This is a genomic window from Psychromonas sp. Urea-02u-13 (genome assembly GCF_002835995.1).
GTDB lineage: Bacteria > Pseudomonadota > Gammaproteobacteria > Enterobacterales > Psychromonadaceae > Psychromonas.
This window is the reverse complement of record NZ_PJBZ01000049.1, coordinates 35,136-55,880: the sequence shown is the minus strand read 5'-3', so window position 1 is coordinate 55,880 and position 20,745 is coordinate 35,136. Positions and strand designations below refer to the sequence as shown.

Sequence of the window (20,745 nt, the reverse complement as noted above, 5' to 3'; positions counted from 1 at the left end):
GCTTAAGCGGACAAAAATTGTTGGCTATAATTGTGGAGCGAAGCGGAACGTAGCCAACTGTTTTTGTTCCGTTTAAAGCTCTTGTTATGCGTTTTCACGATGGTAAATAAAACACTGTAATAACTCTGATAGCATTGCACGATGTCTCTCTTCCATCTCATCAAATGTATTTTGCTTTCTTAAAAATGCAGCTTTAACTCGCCCCAGAATAGCGAATGTTAAATTAACCTCATCAATATCTTCATACGCGCCATTTTCTAGAATCCACCCATAATCTTGGCCAAGCCAAAGCTTACCTTTTTTATATACAGTTGGTTCCTCAAGTGAGCAATACTCAGCAAGTATATCTTCATGAAGGTGATAATTTTTCGGAGCTTCAATACTGTCTAACTTATCTAACAGTTGATTAAGTACTTTAGCAAAACTATCGTCACTTTCAATCAACTTCCCATCTTTCCAGTCCAATTCATAATCAGGTTTAATGTAAAACAGTGGCTTAGTTACTAACCTTTCGAAATAATCTGAATTTTCAAAAAAACTACGCATAAAACTCCTGACGCATAACGCCGCACTAAGCGGATTAAAACAGTTGGTTATAATTTGTGAGGCACGAACGAAACCAACTGTTTTAATTCCGTTTAAGTACCTTGTTAGCACGGTTGCACTGAACCAAGCCAGTTTAACAAATGCGCTCAAATAACAAAGTGGCCAAACAATTAGAAACGAAATACCTTTTCTAATTGAGATCTCAATCAAGGCACCACTCGAAAACCGTTATACTTTGCATACGGCTGAAAACAACCAGGGTAAAACACAATATATTGAAAGTGCCCTGCCGATTTACTGAAAACTTACAAAGCCCAATTACCAACTTACGTTAACCTGCTAACAGCATATTAGATTGAAAAAACCAACAAAACCGTCAGAAATATAGAAATCTAATATAAAAATAATTAATAAGCACACCATACAACAAATGAATTTATTATCAATGTGTTACCCCTTATTTAATTAACTCTACAATAGTAAACATAGTATTTTTTCGGTAATTTATTCAGAACTTTCTAGTTAATAAGGCATTATTATAGAAAACACCTAAACTGTATATACATACAGCTTAATTGAGGTGGCTATGAAAAATCAATCTCCCTTTCTTCAATCTATTGTTGAAATGATGAATACACGACGTTACGCGAGAAAAACGATTACTGCTTATATTCATTGGATCCGTTATTTTATCGTATTTAATGATAAGAAGCATCCCGTGGATTGCCATAATCAAGAAGTTGAACGCTTCTTATCTTTTCTAGCCAACGTCAAAAATGTAGCCCCCAAAACACAATCCCTGGCGCTTAATGCACTTGTATATTTATACAAAGAGATCCTCGATAACCCATTAACACTCGAATTACGTTTTAATAAAACTAAAGCACAACCTAAATTACCTGTCGTATTAACTGTTGAAGAAACGGCATTATTACTAAAAAATATACCAACGTCCGTCTCACTGCCTTGCTCTTTACTTTATGGTAGTGGATTGCGTTTAATGGAGTCGTTAAGATTAAGAGTTCAAGATATCGACTTTGACTATCTTTCTTTACAAATTTGGCATGCCAAAGGTGGTAAACATAGGCGAGTAACGTTAGCTAAAGAGTTAGTCGTACCCTTGAAGCAACAAATTGAGAAGGTGAAACTTTATTATACTCAGGATATGAAGAACGAAAACTATTGTGGCGTTTATCTACCTTATGCACTAGAAACTAAGTATCCTAAAGCACCTAAGGATTTTGCATGGCATTATTTATTCCCGTCTAATCGGTTATATTTCGATGAAAATAGCGGTAAATTGAGACGCCATCATATTCATGAAACTAACCTGCAAAGGTTAATTAGCCTGACGGCAAAGAATATTGGCTTAACCAAGCGGGTAACGTGCCACACTTTGCGTCATTCATTTGCGACTCATCTTTTACAGCGTGGCGCTGATATTAGGACAGTGCAGGAGCAGTTAGGTCACTCAGATATTCGTACAACACAAATTTATACGCATGTACTTCAAGCGGGAGCAAACGGCGTGCGTAGTCCCTTTTCTGATTTATAAAAGATCAGTCTCTACAAACTCTGCTAATGATGTATTGGCCAAGTCTTTTATATGTGGGATTTCTGCCATCATAGGGGCATCAAATTTATTCTTTAAAAAATCAAGGTTTTTTTGATAGAAAGGCATTTCAGGCTGTACTTGATTCGCTATCCAACCTGCTACTTTTAAACCCGACTTGATGATGGCTTGATAGGTTAATAACGCATGATTTAAACAGCCTAATTTCATGCCAACCACTAAAATCACGGGTAATTGTTGTTGCACCACCCATTGTGAAAGTAGCAGTTCATTATTTAGTGGCAAAAACCAGCCACCTGCCCCTTCAACAATTAACAGATCTGGATTTTTAGCTTGTAAGGTTTCTAAGCCTTGCGTAATTGTTTCAACTTCAATCGGCGCGTTGTTAATCTCAGCGGCGATATGTGGTGCGATCGGTTCAATAAAAGCGATAGGGTTAATGAGTTTATAATCGACTTTGATCGTACTGCTATTTTGCAGAATCAGAGCATCTTCGTTACGTAGCCCATTTGCTGTTTTTTCACACCCAGCAGCAATCGGTTTGTAAGCTAATGTCAATTTACCTTGTAACTTCGCTGCTTGTAATAACGCATCACAACAGACTGTTTTTCCAACATCTGTATCGGTACCTGTTACAAAATACGTTTTTGTTGTTTTAAGAGCAGTGATCATTTTATTACCTCGATGTAACAAACTTGATAAGTGAGATTACACAAGCCTTGTTGGTTGATAAATGGCTGATAGCCCGCTTGTAGCCGCTTAACTAACTGGCGACCAGAAATAGGCGATGTTTGATGACCATGAACATGATTCGCCCCGATGCCTTTTAAGGCTCGCATCACTTCAACAACATTTTTATACTCTAAAACACGTGTTTCTGTGCTGATATTAACGGTGCTAAAAGCACAATTTGCAACAACTGACTCAAGATCTTTCAAACTTAAAAATGTATTGGTATGTGGCTTGTCATCAACTGATTTCCACGCCTGTGTTAACTCATTTAACGTGCCACTGATTAGCGTTGAAAGATAACATCGCCCACCTGTTTTTAAACTGCTATGTAGCTGTTTTAAACAAGCCTCTAAGTTATCACTCCACTGCACAACTAAGTTTGAATAGATAAGGTCGATACTATTTTTGGCAAAGGGTAGCGAATCGATATCTCCCTGTTGAAAGGCAGCCTGCGTAAGGTTACGTTTTTTTGCTTGCTCAAGCATGACAGAGGACAAATCAAAACAAGTTAATGACGCGCCTGGAAATTGTATATTGAGTTTTTCACTGAAATAACCCGTGCCACAGCCTAAATCAACGAGGTTATTTAGCGATAGCTCAGGCTTACTTAAATGACCTAACAATACTTCGCCAATATCACGTTGAAGTTGTGCGAACTGGTCGTAGTGACAGGCGGCTTTTGAAAAAGAGTCTGCCACTGCTTGTTTATCAATCGTTTGTGGCATTAATATTCACTTAAAATGGTTGAAATTGCGCTGATTAGCTGGATAACATCTTGTGTTTCATGGCTTGTCGTTAAGGTGATACGTAACCTTGCTGTATTCTTGGGTACCGTAGGTGGACGAATTGCAGTTACCCAGAATCCAAGAGATTGCAACGTTTCGGCAAGTCGCAACGCTTTTTTGCTGTCACCAATAATGAGCGGTTGAATGGCAGTGTGTGATTTGCCAAGCACAATCCCTTTTTGCGCTGCTAACTGTTTAAATAAGGCAATTAATTCAAACAGCTTATCTCGACGCCATTGGTCCGTTTCTGCCATTTTAGCGGCACAGGTGATCGTATGGGCCATCGCAGGCGGAAGCCCTGTAGTGTAAATATAAGGTTTACTAAAATTGTTTATATAGTCAATAAAGGCTTGCTCGCCAGCGACAAATGCGCCGCCAACCCCGAGTGCTTTACCAAACGTGGCCATATATATTTGAGGCGCTCGATTACTTAAACCACATTCAACAACACTGCCTTGACCATTTTTGCCAAGCACACCTAAACCGTGTGCATCATCAATCATGAGCCAACTATTATGTGCTTGGCTTTGTTTAACCAGTGCGTTTATTGGGGCGCTATCACCATCCATGCTAAATACACCCTCACTGATAATGAGTGAGTCGGTATTTTGCTGTTTTTGTAGAAGCGTACTGAGGTGATTAATATCGTTGTGTTTGAAACGTAACATTTTACAGTCACTCAAACTGCCCGCTTCCATTAATGAAGCGTGGTTCAGCTTGTCTTGCAATAACAATGCATTTTTATCGAGCAGCAGTTTTATTACCGCTTGATTAGCGGAATAACCTGAGCTAAATAATGCAACCGCCTCAACACCTAACCACGATTTTAATTGTTCACAAAGTTCGTCGTGAGCTTGGTTATAACCCGTGACTAGGTATGAACCTCCACTGCCGACACCGTATTTTTCAGCGCCGACTTGCCAAGCGCTGATCATGGCAGGATCGGAGGCAAGGCCAAGATAATCATTACTAGAAAAGTTTAAATAACGTTTCCCGGCAATATTGATATAACGACCTTGTTTGTTTTGCGTTATTTTGCTTTGACGGTATAAACCGTCATCTTTACACTGTTGTAACTGTGTTTTTATAAAATCAAAAGACACGGTTATAACTGAGCCGTCGCATCATAAAACAGTTCGTCTTTTTCAGCATTACGAATAATGGCAGCATCAATGCCTTTCTCTTTTTCAAAAGGAGAAAAGTTAACCGCTTCTTTATTGATACCCAATTTATTAAACAGACGTATATCTGAGTTTTCATCAGGGTTATCCGTGGTTAATAACTTACATCCGTAAAAGATTGAGTTTGCACCGGCCATGAAACAAAGCGCTTGGGTTTGTTCTGACATTGCATCACGACCCGCCGATAAACGTACGTGTGATTTTGGCATCAAGATACGCGCAATCGCGATAGTTTTAATGAAGGTAAACTCGTCAAGATCATCCACATTCTCAAGGGGGGTGCCTTGCACTTTAACTAACTTATTAATCGGCACACTTTCAGGTTGTTGTGGCATGTTCGCCAGTTGCACTAATAAACCCGAACGGTCTTTACCCGCTTCGCCTAAACCTACAATACCACCACTACAGACTTTCATGCCGGCACTACGTACGTTATCAAGGGTATCTAAACGGTCTTGGTAAGTACGTGTTGTGATAATTTTATCGTAATATTCTGGTGACGTATCAAGGTTATGGTTGTAATAATCAAGACCGGCATCGGCAAGTTGATCTGCTTGATGCGTATCTAACATACCCAGTGTCATGCACGACTCTAAACCTAACGATTTAACTTCTTTGATCATTTCAACAAGATAAGGCATATCACGTTGCTTAGGATTTTTCCAAGCAGCGCCCATACAAAAACGCGTTGAGCCCGTCGCTTTTGCATCTTGTGCCGCTTTAACGACTTTTTTCATTTCCATTAACGTTTCTTTTTCAAGACCCGTATCGTAACGTGCACTTTGTGGGCAGTATTTACAATCTTCTGGACAAGCCCCTGTTTTAATAGAAAGCAGTGTACTTACCTGAACTTCATTTCGTGGGAAATAAGCACGATGTACCGTCTGAGCTTCAAAAAGTAGATCCATAAAAGGTAACGCAAACATCGCCTCAACTTCATCGACAGTCCAGTTTTGACGTACTGTTGTATTACTCATAGTTTCTCTCTCTTTATCATGCGCTACAAAAATAGTTGCCATATTCTAAAGTTCATAGATACACTGTCAACTTTTCTGCCTCTTTTTCTTTACATCTGTATAAATAGCGAGCAATTATGACATCAATAACGAGCTTAGATCACCAATTTGATAAAAATCACCTCTGGCATCCTTATACTTCGATGACAAATCCACTGCCCTGCTACGGTGTAAAATCGGCTGATAAATGTGTTTTAACACTGGATAGTGGCGAACAATTAATTGATGGCATGTCTTCTTGGTGGGCGTGTTTGTTTGGTTACAATGTTGAGGAATTAAATACAGCAGCCAAAGATCAACTCGATAAAATGGCCCATGTGATGTTTGGGGGTTTAACCCATCAACCCGCGATCGATTTAGGTAAAAAATTAGTTGAGATTACCCCTGACAATTTAGAAAAAGTCTTTTTAAGTGATTCGGGTAGTGTCGCCGTTGAAGTCTCGTTAAAAATGGCGTTGCAATATTGGCACGCTAAAGGCACGCCCAAAAGCCAATTTGTAACCATTCGTAATGGTTACCACGGCGATACTTTTGGTGCGATGAGCGTGACTGACCCTGAAGGCGCGATGCATGAGTTATATCATCGCTTTTTGCCAAAACAACTTTTTGCACCTCAACCCACTATTAAGTTTGATGAAGTATGGGATGAAAGTGATTTAGATGAAATGACGAAGATAATTGAAGCTAATCACACCAATATCGCAGCCATCATCCTAGAGCCTATTGTGCAAGGCGCAGGTGGCATGTATTTTTATCATCCAGAATACCTTAAAGGTGTGCGTTTATTGTGTGATAAATATGATCTGTTATTAATCGCCGATGAAATTGCCACGGGTTTTGGCCGTACCGGAAAACTGTTTGCCTGTGAGTTTGCAGGAATTACACCAGATATCATGTGTATCGGTAAAGCCATTACCGGCGGTTATATGAGCCTAGCAGCCACATTAACAACAACACATATTGCGCAGACTATTAGCGACGGTAAAGCCGGTGTATTTATGCACGGACCTACCTTTATGGGTAACCCACTGGCCTGTGCGGTTGCTAATGCCAACATTGATAAACTGATTAGTTTTGACTGGCAAAAAAACGTCTTAAATATCGAGAAACAATTAATTGAATTTTTAGCACCGTGCAAAACATTAACCACAGTGAAGTCGGTACGTGTATTAGGGGCGATTGGTGTCGTTGAATTAAATAATGCAGTAGAAGTCGCGAAGGTGCAGAAACAGTTTGTAGACTTAGGCGTTTGGATTCGCCCTTTTGGTAAGCTTGTTTATATTATGCCTCCCTATGTGATTGAGGAGGCACAACTTAAACAATTATGTGATGCGATATTCCAAGTGGCCAAAAACCAGAGCTAAATATATTAAATGGCCTGATTAACGGCTGTATAGCGATGGTCGTTAATCACCAAAAAACGTTGCAAGTACAGATAATTGTCCATCAAGGTAATTAAGATCGGTTTTTGCGTAATAAAAGGCAAAGACCACAGCGCTTAACATAATCACAATTAAGAACATATCGGGGATACCATCGCCAGGTCGACGCTTTTTTCCCCATGTATTCAAAATGGCTAAGACTGAGACAATACAGCAGGACCAAAGTAGATACATAAAGAGACGAATTTCTACAAACTGGTAGTTTGAAATCGCAGTGATGCCAAAATGTCCCATGATTAATGGCTCAAACATGTCTCGCTGATAATGAAAGAGCAGCATATAGGCTAAAAATGCCCCCCATAGAAAAACAGTTAACCAAAGCATGATAAAACGACGCCACTCGTGACCGTTATGGAAATGTTTTCGTTCATATTCTTGTTGCATGATAGATCCCGTTAAAGGCAAACGTAATTAAAATGGATGATTATCAAATCATAGACTTGTATCTCGCTACCGCCAAGGTAAGATAAGCGTCTATTAAATATTTAATGAAAAAACAGTGAAAACTGTGATTATGGAGTACAAATTCAGATGTCTAAAACAGCAATTGTTGAAATATTCAACGACAAATTCAAAGCAGGCGAAAAAGTAACCGTTAACGGTTGGATCCGCACACGTCGCGATTCAAAAGCCGGTATCTCTTTTTTAGCTATTTACGATGGTTCATGTTTTGATCCTATTCAAGCAGTTGTACCTGCGGCACTTGAGAATTACACATCTGAAGTACTGAATTTAACAGCGGGTTGTTCTGTAACAGTCACTGGTGAATTAGTTGAAAGTCCAGGAAAAGGCCAAAGCTTCGAAATTCAAGCGACTGATGTAAAAGTGCTTGGTTTTGTACAAGACCCAGATACTTACCCAATGTCGGCAAAACGCCACAGCATTGAGTATTTACGTGAACATGCACATCTACGTCCACGTACTAACATTATCGGCGCGGTAACACGTGTACGTAACTGTTTATCACATGCAATCCATGACTTTTTCTACAAGAAAGGTTTTAACTGGATTAGCACACCTATCATCACTGGATCGGATTGTGAAGGCGCTGGTGAAATGTTCCGCGTGAGCACGCTAGATTTAGAAAACTTACCAAAAACAGATGCTGGCAAAGTTGATTACACTAAAGACTTCTTTGGTAAAGAAACGTTCATGACGGTATCTGGCCAGTTAAATGCTGAAACATATGCCTGTGCACTAAGTAATGTTTACACATTTGGTCCTACGTTCCGTGCTGAAAACTCGCATACAACACGTCACCTTGCAGAATTCTGGATGGTTGAGCCTGAAATCGCGTTTGCTGATCTTGCTGATGCAGCACAACTTGCAGAAGACATGTTGAAACATGTATTTAAAGCCGTGTTAACTGAACGTGCTGACGATATGGCTTTCTTTGCTTCACGTGTTGATAAAGAAGCAATTACACGTTTAGAGAAGATCGTAGACTCTGAATTTGTACGTATGGATTACACTGAAGCGATTGAAATCTTACAAAACTGTGGTAAAAAATTCGAATACCAAGTTGAATGGGGTGTAGATTTACAATCTGAGCACGAACGTTACCTTGCTGAAGAACATGTTGGCGCGCCAATTATTCTACAAAACTACCCGAAAGACATTAAAGCCTTCTACATGAAATTGAATGCAGATGGTAAAACAGTGGCGGCAATGGATGTATTAGCACCGGGTATCGGCGAGATCATCGGTGGTAGTCAACGTGAAGAAAATCTTGAAGCATTAGACAAACGTATTGCTGAGATGGATTTAAATATGGACGATTACAGCTGGTACCGCGATTTACGTAAGTACGGAACAGTACCGCACGCAGGTTTTGGTCTAGGTTTTGAACGTTTAGTTTCTTATGTTACTGGTGTACAAAACATCCGTGACGTAATTGCATTCCCACGTTCACCAGGCAGCGCTGATTTTTAATCTTTGATTAATTATTGAAGCGATTATTATTAAGCCAACTTTTTAGTTGGCTTTTTTGTGGGTGGAAATTAGCTATCAGTCATTAGCTGTCAGCTTTCAGTAAACCCTTTCGAGCTTCGATCATTTCGAAACTCGAGGCTAATAGCTTTCTTTAAAGCAAAAAAAACCAGATCAACAGATCTGGTTTGGCACTTAAGACTGAAAGCTGACAGCTAAAAACTGATAGCTATCGTCCCCCCTTTAGTCTTCGTTATGCATCTCAAGGCTAGCAATTTCTTCTTTTTGCTCTTGGATGTGTTTAGCATCTTCACTACGTAGGCTTGCTAAGTAGTCAAAGTAACTTTGGTCAATATCACCGGTTACGTAAACACCATCAAATACTGAACATTCAAAACCATCAACATCAGGATTTTGTTTTTTAACAGCATCTTTAAGATCTTCAAGATCTTGATAGATTAATTTATCACTACCAATTGCGTCGCTGATTTGCTCAACAGTACGGTTATAAGCAATAAGCTCTTCCGCTGTTGGCATATCAATACCATAAACATTTGGATGACAAACTTGCGGTGCAGCTGATGCAAAGTAAACATTTTTAGCGCCTGCATCACGTACCATTTCAACAATCTGCTCAGACGTTGTACCACGTACGATTGAGTCATCAACTAACAGTACTGATTTACCTTTAAACTCAGCAGTAATTGCGTTCAATTTACGACGTACTGATTTACGACGTTGTGTTTGACCTGGCATGATAAAGGTACGACCGATGTAACGGTTTTTTACAAAACCTTGACGGTAAGGAATACCTAGTTCAACTGAAATTTCTAATGCAATATCGTTTGATGTTTCTGGAATTGGAATTACGGCATCAATCTCGATATCAGCCCATTCACGTTTGATTTTAGCGCCTAATTTACGGCCCATTTCTAAACGTGCTTCGTAAACAGAAATACCGCTTAATGTAGAGTCAGGACGTGCTAAGTAAACGTATTCAAAAATACATGGGTGTAAACTTGTTTTTTCAGCGCACTGTTGTGTAAACAGTTGACGATCTTCAGTAATGTAAACCGCTTCGCCTGGTTCAACGTCACGCATCACTTCAAAACCGATGGTATCAAGGCCAACACTTTCAGAAGCAACGATGTATTCCATATCACCAGATTCAGTTTTACGTGAGCCTAGTACTAAAGGACGAATACCATCAGGGTCACGAAATGCAACCATACCGTGTCCGATAACTAAAGAAACAACACCGTAAGCGCCGCTTACTTTTTTGTGTACTTCACCAACTGCTGTGAAAATATTTTCAGGAGATAATGTGTCAGTACTTAATTTATCTAATTCTGCAGCAAATATATTTAACAAGACTTCAGAGTCTGACGTCGTGTTAATGTGGCGACGAGAGCTAGCCACTGTTTTACGTAATTCTGCAGCATTAGTTAAGTTACCATTGTGTGCAAGTGCCATGCCCCACGGAGAGTTAACATAGAAAGGTTGTGCTTCTGCAGCGCTTGAACTTCCCGCTGTAGGGTAACGTACATGGCCAATACCAATGTTACCTTTTAAACGTTGCATGTGCTTAGATTCGAAAACCTCTTTGACTAAGCCATTTGCTTTACGTTGTTTAAAGTTGTCATCTGAGATAGTAATAATACCAGCTGCATCTTGTCCACGGTGTTGTAATACTGTTAATGCATCATAGATGCTTTGATTAACAGGAGTTGCTCCAACGATGCCAACGATTCCACACATAAATTCACGCCTTGTTTTAATAGGTAATAAGTAAGAATTAATAATTAATATTTTTCACTCACAAACTGAGTGGTTGATGGTGCTTATATAAATTTTTTAAGTTGAAAGCTTCTCTAAGAAACTTGAGGAGTTCTCCAAGTGACTAAAAAACCATTCAATGATAATACCAAACTCTGGAATGAGGGTTGACTCCTTCCACCAAGTTGCTTCATTGAAGCCGGTGAATGAATCGATAAAAAAGAGTATTGCACTGACAATCAGTACGCCGCGGATAGCGCCAAATAAGACACCTAATAAGCGATCAGTCCCTGATAGTCCGGTTACTGCGACTAAACGATTAACAATGTAGTTAACCAATGCGCCAAGTAATAATACCGAAATAAACAGCACTGCAATCGCAACCGCGTTACGAATTAATGGATCGTCAAGTTGTGTTAAATATGAGGTAACTTCAGGATAAAAATTACTGGCAACAAAAAAAGCAGTAAACCAGGTCACGAGGGAGATGGCTTCTTTGGTGAAACCACGGATCAAACTTATTAATGCTGAAAGTGCGATAATGCCTAATATCGCTAAATCAAACCAACTCATTGCTTCCCTTAATATCTGAACGTTTTAAACGAGCGCATTCTATCAGGAAAAACGCCCTAATGCTGTAATAATTTAAGGATTAACGGCATCAAAAGGATAAAGTTTTCCTTCCAATTTAGTTAATCGTTTTAAACGCGGCAATTGCTTCTCAAGTTTACTTTTAGAGACATCTGGCCCGACAAAAACACGGGTTAATTGTCCATCAATCACATCATTTGGCACTGTGTGCGCTTGAAAACCTGCTTTATGTAATGTCTTTAATAACGAGTTAATATTAGCGGCATTCTGGAATGCACCTAATTGAATTGTCCACGCGGTATCTGGCAACTTTTTCTTTTGTTTTGTACTGTTTACTTTGACAGTCGGACTCTTCGCAAGTTGCACTTTTTCTGCAACTTTCGGTTTAGTTTGAGCGCTCTGCACTTTTTTATCTATTGTGACGGTACTGGCTATTTCTTCAACTTGCCATTGTTCATCCACCGTTTCAGCTTGGCGTATTGGCTCAGGCGCTGAAGAAGTCACAATCTCAATATCATCAGACAACACATCGTTACTTTCAGGACGCACTTGTTTATGTTTTTTGATCTCGGGATGAATCGGTGTCGATACAAATTCATCTTCATAGGCCGTTTTTTTCCCATCGATAATGGTGGGTAAAAAAATAACCACAGAAGCGACTAAAATGCTGATACCTACTAATCTATTTTGAAACTGAGAAGCCACAACTTACCCTTGTGATAATGATAAAAAGTCTGAAACCGTATAAAACGATCCAAAAACAATAATAATGTCCGATTCATTTGCCACTGTTAAAACGCCTTGATAAGCATCTTTAATAGTTTCAAAACAATGTACATCAGCAACTTGATTTTTACTAGCTTGATAATGGCTAAGCAGTGTTTGCTGTGATGCACCTCGATAACAGTTAAGGCTAATCAAATTGTATTGATCAATCTCATTATTAATAACAGAAAATGTGCCGGTTAAATCTTTGTCCTCTAGCATACCCGCAATGGCAAAGACTCGACCGCCTGTTTTACGTAATAATTTTAACTGGCTTGCTAGGTAAGCTGCTGATTGCGGATTATGTGCGACATCGAGATAAGTATCAACTTGCCCTTCAACGCTGACTTTTTGCAAGCGCCCTGCTAATTGTGCTTCACCGATAGCCTTTTTTAATAATGCTGCTGGAAGATCTAATTCCAGTGCTTCAATCACCGCTAATGCGGTTGAGGCGTTTTGCAGTGGCATCAATGTTAAAGGTAAATTGTCTAATCTATTTTTACCACACCATGACCATTCTTTATCACCGACTGTGGCGATAAAGTCTTTACCTGCATAACGAATATCCGCTTTAATGCTTTTTGCATGCGCTTTTAATGATAATGGCGCATCAAGCTCACCACAAATAACTGGTTTGAAGGCGCGGAAAACGCCGGCTTTTTCAAAACCAATTTTTTCTCTATCGTTGCCTAGCCAATCAACATGATCAATACCAATGGTCGTTGCAACGCTGACATCTGACTCAACCACATTGGTCGCATCTAAGCGCCCGCCTAACCCGACTTCTAACAAGATGAAATCACATTGTTGTGCTTTTAGAATTAATAAACAGCCCAAGGTGACATATTCAAAATAGCTAAGCGAGGTTTCAGCGCGGATAGATTCAATTTTTTCAAAGGCAGCACAATGTAATGCTTCTGGCATCTCATGTTTATTAATGCGCAGGCGTTCGGTATATCGTTGGATATGCGGTGAACTATAAACGCCCACTTTATATCCCGCTTGAATAAGGATCTCTTCTAGAAAAGCACAGGTTGTGCCTTTACCATTGGTACCCGCAACGGTGATCACTTTTGCATCAAAGTTGATGACATCCAGATCTGTAGCGACTTTACCGATACGTGTTAGTCCGAGTTCTATTTCAGTTGGGTGCAACTGCTCTAGATAACCTAACCACTCATTCAAGCTTTTATTGTTCATATTCTTTTCTCAAAAAACAATGTATTAGTAACAATGTGTTTAATACAAAATACTTAGCGTATGTAATAATTAATTACATCTCTAAAAATAATGGACCAATCGCAGGTTTGGGTAATGCAAAGTGCTCAGGGTAATCCACCTCAACTAAATACAGTCCCCCTGGTTTTGCTGTGGCAGCTGCTTTTGAGCGATCCTTAATCGGCAGAAGTTTACCTAACCAATCAACAGGCTTTTTCCCACGGCCCACTTCAATAAGACTGCCGGCAATATTACGCACCATATGGTGTAAAAAAGCATTCGCTTTAATATCGATAATAATAAAGTTAGCACGGCGGGTTACATTCAAGAATTCAATCGTACGTGTTGGGGTATTAGCTTGACAATGCAATGCACGAAATGAAGTAAAGTCGTGCTCGCCAACGATGTGCTGACCTGCTTCTTGCATGAGCTGTTCATCTAAGGTGTGATGATAATGACTTAAACCACTGCCAAGAATACCAGGGCGAAATGAGCCATTATAAATAATGTAACGGTAGCGTCTTGCTGTTGCACTGAATCGCGCATGAAAGTCTTCATCAACCTGTTTTACCCAACGTACGGCAATATCATCGGGTAGGTTTGCATTAACACCTAATGTCCAAGCAACGTCTTTACGAATCGCATCGGATTCAAAATGGACAACTTGTCCAGTGCCATGAACACCTGAATCAGTTCGACCTGCACAATTGACTGTCACCGGGTGATTAGCAATAAGTGAAAGTGCTTCTTCTAATTTCTGCTGTACCGACATAACGTCTTTTTGGCGTTGCCAACCGTAATAAGCAGCCCCATCATATTCAATACCTAATGCAATGCGCATCGTTGTTCACCCTGACATTTCGAAAAATGCAGTATACCGCTTCTGTATACCCATACAACCACAAAATGCTTTGTCAGGCGCTATATCGTAAAACAGAGCAAGGCGCACCATGAGGTAACCTTTCGAACGGTTAACTCCGTTAACCTTCTATCGGTAAGATAAAAAAACACTTTAATCTTTATTGTATTCACTTTTTGATTGTTGCAACGCTGGGGTGCCATAATTTGATAAGAATCGAGATAGCGCCCCGTAGGGCAATGCAAGTTGTATTAATCTACGTTGTTATAAAATTTCAATGTAGAAAACTATACTTCAAATTTATGCCTAGTATATCAACTCAACTTGCCTTGCTGACTTTGTATTTTGAGGTAGCATGGGTATATTAACCTCCATGCTCAATTTTTAAAAAATTATCAATCATTGCCTGAGTGACTAATATCACGCCACTTTCTGATATTTCATAGTAATTTTTATCACTTTCTAAGTCATAACCAATAGTAAAACCATCAGGAATAATACAATCTTCGACAACCAGTACGTTTAACAATTTACAATGTCGTCCAATACTGACATTCGGTAAAATAACACAGCGCTCTAATTCACTGTGTCGCTCTACGGTGACACAGGTGGATAACAATGATTTTTTAACGCTCGCGCCAGAAATAATGCAGCCCGCGGTGATAACACTGTCAACCGCTTGCCCACGGCAACTTTCTTGGTCAAATATAAATTTTGCTCCCGGTAACTGTTCTTGGAATGAATAAATAGGCCAATGTTTATCGTAAAGATTCAGCTCAGGCTCTACTTGCACCAGATCTAAATTAGCCGAGAAATATTGATCAATGGTACCCACATCTTTCCAGTAAGCTTGTACATCCGCACAACCATCTGCATCAAAAATATAGGCATATACCGCATGTTCATTAATCGCTTTAGGGATAATGTTATAACCAAAATCATGTTGTGAAACATCTAAGCAAGCATCTTCAAGTAATAGTTGTTCCAAAATATCAAAGTTAAAAATGTAAACGCCCATCGAGACTAACGATTTTCCAGGCAGACTTGCCATTTCAGGTGGGTTTTCGGGTTTCTCAACAAAATCGATCACACGCATCTCTTTATCGGTATTTAACACCCCAAATGCACTCGCGCTTTTGCAATTAACAGGGATGGTTGCAATGGAGATATCCGCTTTGTTTTTAGCGTGTCGGCGCAACATGCGACTGTAATCCATTTTGTAGATATGATCGCCGCCCAGAATTAATACATACTTACAATGCTGCTTACGCAGTTGTTTAAGGTTCTGATAAACCGCATCCGCAGTGCCACGATACCAAAGGTCGCCGATTTGTTGCTGAGCAGGCACGATATTGACATATTCACCGAGTTCCCATGGCATGCGACTCCAGGCTTTTTGAACATGGCTCAACAGCTCTGAGGATTTATATTGTGTTAATACATCAATACGGCGAATCCCCGAGTTCATACAGTTTGATAACGTAAAATCAATGATTTTATACTTACCACCAAAGGGCAACCCTGGTTTTGCACGATCTTCTGTTAGCTGCTTTAGACGACTGCCCTTTCCCCCTGCGAGTATTAAAGCAATCGTATCGCGTGTTATTAATCCAATATGTTGTGACATTGACACCTCTTAATCCAATAATGCTTTGCCGTATTTGGCATGACTAATCGGTGCAACTTTTAATAAATCGACACTTTTATTATCGATTATTTGCAGTGCAGAATGTATTGAGCGGTTGTTATTAGCAATAATATTAATGTCGTAGCCTTGACCTTGATACTCAAAGCGCACTTTTAATATGCCATGTTCTAATTTCCATTGACCATCGCACTGCTCATCATCAAACAAGCTACTCACCGTTAAACGGTGTTGATCTTGGAAATTGAAAACTAATGAATCATTTTTAATCGAAGTGACCAGCCATGCATGGGCAATAATTTCAGCTTCAAGCAATTTACGCTTTTCTAACTCCCAAAGAATGTACTCGCCTTCGGTAATGATAAAAGCGCGGTACTCCTCGTTTAGCAAGCCATTGAGTAGTCGCTTTTTACTATTTTTGGGTTGTTCATAGGTGAATAGAATGACCTTGCGGTCTAATTCACTTAACAAGGAATAGATAGGCATAAATTTTCTCAATAAAAAATTATTAATCTAAAATTAGATTAATAATTTGAAACATTATTGATGCAGTTTTAAAAGTTTGAATCAGGTCAAATAATGACCTGTTTGAGTTTTTTTTCTATGCGGTAGCTCACATAGGAATTTACAGGCGGGATCAAAAAAGGTAGCTTTCGCTACCTTGATTTGAGTATTGCTAACAATCAATTAATGATTATTCTTCTTTTTTCTTTACCGCACGTTTTTTAGTTTGTTCTTCAACCCACTTACCACCAGACAATACTTTGTCTTTCAGTTCGCCACCTACGTATTTAGCAGTCCAACCTGTCGCTTTTTTGTCAATTTCTGTCATGACATATTGCTCTTTGTTTTTACGGCTATAACGAATAACAGCAGGATTCCCAGCAGGATCCACCTCTGGTGCTTCTGATAAATAATAAAACTTTTCAGAAATACGGTCTTTAAAACGTTTTAATTCTGCAACTTGTGGCGCACGTGTCTCACGTGAACGTGGGAAGGTGCTGGCAGCTAAGAAGATACCAGAGGCGCCATCACGAAGAATAAAGTAGGCATCACTTTGCTCACAACCTAACTCTTCAAGATGAACCGGATCTTCTTTAGGTGGTGCAACTTCACCACTGCGTAGAATCTTACGTGTGTTTTTACACTCTTCGTTAGTACAACCCATGTACTTGCCAAAACGGCCATCTTTGAGCTGCATGTCATTGCCACACTTGTCACATTCAACAACCGGGCCGTCGTAACCTTTGATTTTAAACTCGCCAGTTTCAACTTCATGACCATCACAAATTGGGTTATTACCACAAACATGTAACTTACGTGTTTCGTCGATTAAGTAGCTGTCCATTGCCATGTCACATTTAGGACAACGTTTCTTAGCCATCAGGGCTGCCGTTTCAAGATCTTCATTACTGAGAATATCTTCTACTTCTTCGCCATCCACTAAGTTAATTGTTGTTTTACAACGCTCTTTAGGCGGTAATGCATAACCTGAACAGCCTAAGAACACACCCGTAGACGCGGTACGAATACCCATTTCACGTTCACAAGTAGGACAGCGCACTTCTTTAATAGCAACGGGTTCGTTAAGGCGCATGCCACCTTCGTCTTCAGGTAATTCTGCTTTTTCAAGTAATTTGACCAGACCGGCGTAAAAACGATCTAATTCAGCAACCCAGTCGGCTTTACCTTCTGCAATCGCATCAAGGTTACCTTCCATCTCAGCAGTAAAGTCGTAACTCATTAATTCAACAAAGTTCTCGGTCAGACGATCACTGACAATCTCGCCCATTTTAACCGCGTAAAAACGACGTTTGTCTACTTTTACATAACCGCGATCTTGAATCGTTGAGATGATACTTGCATAGGTAGATGGACGGCCAATGCCTTTTTTCTCAAGCTCTTTCACAAGTGCAGCTTCAGTAAAACGTGCAGGCGGTTTAGTGAAATGCTGTTTTGGCTCAAGCTCAACAAGATCAAGGATCTCGCCAATCGCTAAATCAGGTAAATGTACGTCATCTACTTTACTTTTCGCCACAGGTTGCGCTTTTGTCCAACCAGCAAAACGTAAGGTACGGCCTTTAGCACGTAACAGGTAATTCTCCGCTTCCACCACTAAGGTTGAGGCATCATAAAGCGCAGGTAACATTTGACATGCCAAGAACTGACGCCAGATAAGCTCATATAAGCGCATTGCATCACGGTCAACGCCGTTTAGCAAAGCGGCCAGCTGAGTCACGTCTGAAGGACGAATCGCTTCATGGGCTTCTTGAGCGCCTGATTTACTACTAAAAGTAACAGGCTCTTCTGGAATATAGTTTGCACCAAACTCAGCGCTGATATATTCACGTGCCGACGCAACCGCATCTTTACTTAGATTGGTAGAATCCGTACGCATGTAAGTGATGTAACCGGCTTCATATAAACGCTGCGCTAACATCATGGTTTTTTTCACGCCAAAACTTAAACGAGTACTCGCCGCTTGTTGTAATGTTGAAGTGATAAAAGGCGCACTTGCTTTACTTTTAGTGGGTTTATCTTCACGAGACAGTAATTTGTACTGTGCCGTTTTTAATACGTTAACCGCTTTGGTTGTTTGCGCTTCAGTCGTTGGTTTAAAGGCGTTGCCGTCTTCTTTAAAAACTTCCAAGCGTAATTCTGTTTTATTACTGCTTTGTGTTTCTGCGTGTAAATCCCAATATTCATCAGGGTTAAACGCTTTAATCAAACGTTCACGTTCAACTAATAAGCGCACAGCAACTGACTGCACTCGTCCGGCAGATAAGCCGCGTGCTACTTTTTTCCACAATAAAGGAGAGACCATAAAACCAACTACACGATCTAAAAATCGACGTGTTTGTTGGGCTTTAACGCTGTTTAAATTGAGTTCAGTGGGATTTTTAAACGCTTCTTGAATAGCAGATTCTGTTATTTCATTAAATACAACACGTTGATATTTGCTTTCATCACCGCCTAGAATCTCTTTTAAATGCCAAGCGATTGCTTCCCCTTCTCTATCCAAATCGGCCGCGAGATAGATAGTAGGTGCGTCTTTAGCTAATTTTTGTAGCTCTGCAACCACTTTTTCTTTGCCCGGTAGAATCTCATAATGTGCTTTCCAGCCATTATTAGGATCGATCCCCATGCGAGTCACAAGTGCTTCTTGTGCCCTTTTTGCTTGTTCTTTTGCTTTTTTAGCTGGCGTCATGCCTGCGAGAGATTTTTTCTTCTTCGCATCAATTGTTTGTTTCGCACTACCACTGGTCGGAAGATCACGGATATGGCCCACACTGGATTTTACAATAAAGTCTTTACCAAGATATTTATTGATAGTTTTTGCTTTTGCAGGTGATTCCACAATAACAAGAGATTTGCTCATAATTCTTCTAGCCCTAAGATAGTCATGATTGGGAGGTACGACGCTAATTTTGATTCATCCATTGAATTTCCTTTTTATATAAGCCAAAGACAACGGGAATAGCAACTTATATTTTAAATAAGCGCTTAAAATGAGATAAAAAAGCCAACTAAATGATAGTTGGCTCACTTATCTGTTCAATAAGCAGTCATATTATTTAATAATTAAACAGTCGCTTATTTGAATAGTCGGCTTACATTTAACTGCATTAATTTTAATAAACTGTTTTCAAACGCCAATGAAGCACTCTGGCCAAATTTATCGGCTAACTTTTTACGTTGTGTATATTTGATTTGTACAATATGACGATTATCTAATTGTGATAGTAAGTAATCATCACTGGTTGAAATCTTATCAACTAGGTTTAGTTTAATCGCTTGCAAACCATACCAATGCTCACCCGTTGCCACTTTTTCAATATCAATTGATGGACGGTGATCGCTCACAAAAGTTTTAAATAAGTCGTGTGTCTCTTGTAATTCTTGTTTGAATTTAGCACGCCCTTTGTCGTCATTTTCGCCAAACATGGTTAATGTACGTTTGTAATCGCCAGCAGTCAGTTGTTCAAATTCAATATCGTGCTTTTTTAATACTTTATGAAAGTTTGGAATTTGCGCGATAACACCAATAGATCCCAAAATAGCAAAGGGAGCAGAGATAATTTTATCAGCGATACAAGTCATCATATAACCGCCACTAGCCGCCACTTTATCAACCGCAATAGTTAACGGAATATTGTTATCTTTTAAACGTTGTAGTTGTGACGCGGCTAATCCATATCCATGGACCATGCCACCGCCACTTTCAAGGCGTACAAACACTTCGTCTTTGTCACTCGCCACGGACAAAATAGCGGTAATTTCTTCACGTAATGAACTCACTTCTTTGGCATCAATACTGCCCTTAAAATCAAGCACATATAGTTGTGCAAGTGATGCAGCTTCTTCGCCATCTTTAGCCAGTTTTTTAGCAAGTTTTACTTTCTCTTTCTCTGCTTTTTTGTCTTTCTTTTGACGTGCTTTTAATAAAGGCGCTGACAATAATTGTTCTTCAATCGATTTTTTAGTTTCTTTTAATTGCTCAGAAATATCAGTTAATTCGATTTCACCTTTTTTGGTTTTTTGCTTACTCGTCAATGCGATAACAATGATTAAAAGTGCAGCAACAGTGACCACAAAGGTGATCGCTTTGGCAAGAAACAGGCCATATTCAAATAAAAATTCCACAGTGTTATCCCTAAAGTTTAAGATTAATGTGGCATATCATGAC

At 39.6% G+C, this 20,745-nt stretch carries 18 protein-coding genes; 3 read left to right on the top strand and 15 right to left on the bottom strand.

The window, feature by feature from the left end; genetic code table 11:
• Nucleotides 1-84: 84 nt before the first annotated feature.
• Nucleotides 85-546, bottom strand: coding sequence for a hypothetical protein (locus tag CXF74_RS07630; protein WP_101081823.1), 462 nt, complete (start codon nt 544-546; stop codon nt 85-87).
• A 586-nt stretch (nt 547-1,132) separates the two neighbouring features.
• On the opposite strand from CXF74_RS07630, the gene CXF74_RS07625 reads away from it, so the two are divergent.
• Nucleotides 1,133-2,101 (top strand): integron integrase, encoded by a 969-nt coding sequence (locus CXF74_RS07625; protein ID WP_101081822.1) that lies wholly within the window; start codon nt 1,133-1,135, stop codon nt 2,099-2,101.
• Here CXF74_RS07625 and bioD read toward each other — a convergent pair.
• The 4 genes from bioD to bioB are packed head-to-tail and all read right to left on the bottom strand — an operon-like array spanning nt 2,096 to nt 5,794.
• On the bottom strand, nt 2,096-2,791 hold the full coding sequence (gene bioD / locus CXF74_RS07620) for a dethiobiotin synthase (RefSeq protein ID WP_101081821.1): 696 nt from the start codon (nt 2,789-2,791) through the stop codon (nt 2,096-2,098). The two genes, CXF74_RS07625 and bioD, sit on opposite strands and share 6 nt — an antisense overlap.
• On the bottom strand, nt 2,788-3,576 hold the full coding sequence (bioC, locus tag CXF74_RS07615; RefSeq protein ID WP_101081820.1) for a malonyl-ACP O-methyltransferase BioC: 789 nt from the start codon (nt 3,574-3,576) through the stop codon (nt 2,788-2,790). Before bioC ends, bioD begins: the two co-directional genes overlap by 4 nt.
• Nucleotides 3,576-4,739 carry an 8-amino-7-oxononanoate synthase gene (bioF, locus tag CXF74_RS07610; protein WP_101081819.1) on the bottom strand — a complete coding sequence of 388 codons (1,164 nt, stop codon included), beginning with the start codon at nt 4,737-4,739 and terminating at the stop codon, nt 3,576-3,578. Before bioF ends, bioC begins: the two co-directional genes overlap by 1 nt.
• A 2-nt stretch (nt 4,740-4,741) precedes the next feature.
• Nucleotides 4,742-5,794, bottom strand: a complete 1,053-nt coding sequence (gene bioB / locus CXF74_RS07605) for a biotin synthase BioB (protein WP_101081825.1) — start codon at nt 5,792-5,794, stop codon at nt 4,742-4,744.
• Nucleotides 5,795-5,910: 116 nt separating this feature from the next.
• Between bioB and bioA the strand changes: the two genes are divergently transcribed.
• Complete coding sequence (bioA, locus tag CXF74_RS07600; protein ID WP_101081818.1) at nt 5,911-7,197, top strand: adenosylmethionine--8-amino-7-oxononanoate transaminase; 1,287 nt, start codon at nt 5,911-5,913, stop codon at nt 7,195-7,197.
• Nucleotides 7,198-7,239: 42 nt separating this feature from the next.
• Here bioA and CXF74_RS07595 read toward each other — a convergent pair whose 3' ends face one another.
• A complete protein-coding gene (locus CXF74_RS07595; protein WP_101081817.1) occupies nt 7,240-7,659 on the bottom strand; it encodes a hypothetical protein in 420 nt (139 codons plus the stop codon).
• Nucleotides 7,660-7,806: 147 nt separating this feature from the next.
• Between CXF74_RS07595 and asnS the strand changes: the two genes are divergently transcribed.
• Nucleotides 7,807-9,207 (top strand): asparagine--tRNA ligase, encoded by a 1,401-nt coding sequence (gene asnS / locus CXF74_RS07590; protein ID WP_101081816.1) that lies wholly within the window; start codon nt 7,807-7,809, stop codon nt 9,205-9,207.
• A 240-nt stretch (nt 9,208-9,447) separates the two neighbouring features.
• On the opposite strand, the gene purF is transcribed toward asnS, so the two are convergent.
• From purF to sohB, 9 genes are all read right to left on the bottom strand, one after another.
• The gene (gene purF, locus CXF74_RS07585; protein ID WP_101081815.1) at nt 9,448-10,962 is read right to left on the bottom strand and encodes an amidophosphoribosyltransferase; all 1,515 of its coding nucleotides are present in this window, start codon (nt 10,960-10,962) and stop codon (nt 9,448-9,450) included.
• 96 nt (nt 10,963-11,058) lie between these two features.
• Entirely contained in the window at nt 11,059-11,553 is a 495-nt protein-coding gene (locus CXF74_RS07580; protein WP_101081814.1) for a CvpA family protein, read from the bottom strand.
• A gap of 72 nt (nt 11,554-11,625) precedes the next feature.
• Nucleotides 11,626-12,276: an SPOR domain-containing protein gene (locus CXF74_RS07575; protein ID WP_101081813.1), complete on the bottom strand. Its 651-nt coding sequence runs from the start codon at nt 12,274-12,276 to the stop codon at nt 11,626-11,628.
• Between the two features lie 3 nt (nt 12,277-12,279).
• The gene (folC, locus tag CXF74_RS07570; protein ID WP_101081812.1) at nt 12,280-13,536 is read right to left on the bottom strand and encodes a bifunctional tetrahydrofolate synthase/dihydrofolate synthase; all 1,257 of its coding nucleotides are present in this window, start codon (nt 13,534-13,536) and stop codon (nt 12,280-12,282) included.
• A 73-nt stretch (nt 13,537-13,609) separates the two neighbouring features.
• The gene (gene truA, locus CXF74_RS07565) at nt 13,610-14,395 is read right to left on the bottom strand and encodes a tRNA pseudouridine(38-40) synthase TruA (RefSeq protein WP_101081811.1); all 786 of its coding nucleotides are present in this window, start codon (nt 14,393-14,395) and stop codon (nt 13,610-13,612) included.
• Between the two features lie 382 nt (nt 14,396-14,777).
• On the bottom strand, nt 14,778-16,040 hold the full coding sequence (gene glgC, locus CXF74_RS07560; protein ID WP_101081810.1) for a glucose-1-phosphate adenylyltransferase: 1,263 nt from the start codon (nt 16,038-16,040) through the stop codon (nt 14,778-14,780).
• Nucleotides 16,041-16,049: 9 nt separating this feature from the next.
• Nucleotides 16,050-16,544, bottom strand: coding sequence for a hypothetical protein (locus CXF74_RS07555; RefSeq protein ID WP_101081809.1), 495 nt, complete (start codon nt 16,542-16,544; stop codon nt 16,050-16,052).
• A gap of 208 nt (nt 16,545-16,752) precedes the next feature.
• A complete protein-coding gene (topA, locus tag CXF74_RS07550) occupies nt 16,753-19,437 on the bottom strand; it encodes a type I DNA topoisomerase (protein WP_101081808.1) in 2,685 nt (894 codons plus the stop codon).
• 215 nt (nt 19,438-19,652) lie between these two features.
• Nucleotides 19,653-20,702, bottom strand: a complete 1,050-nt coding sequence (gene sohB / locus CXF74_RS07545) for a protease SohB (protein ID WP_101081807.1) — start codon at nt 20,700-20,702, stop codon at nt 19,653-19,655.
• Nucleotides 20,703-20,745: the final 43 nt, after the last annotated feature.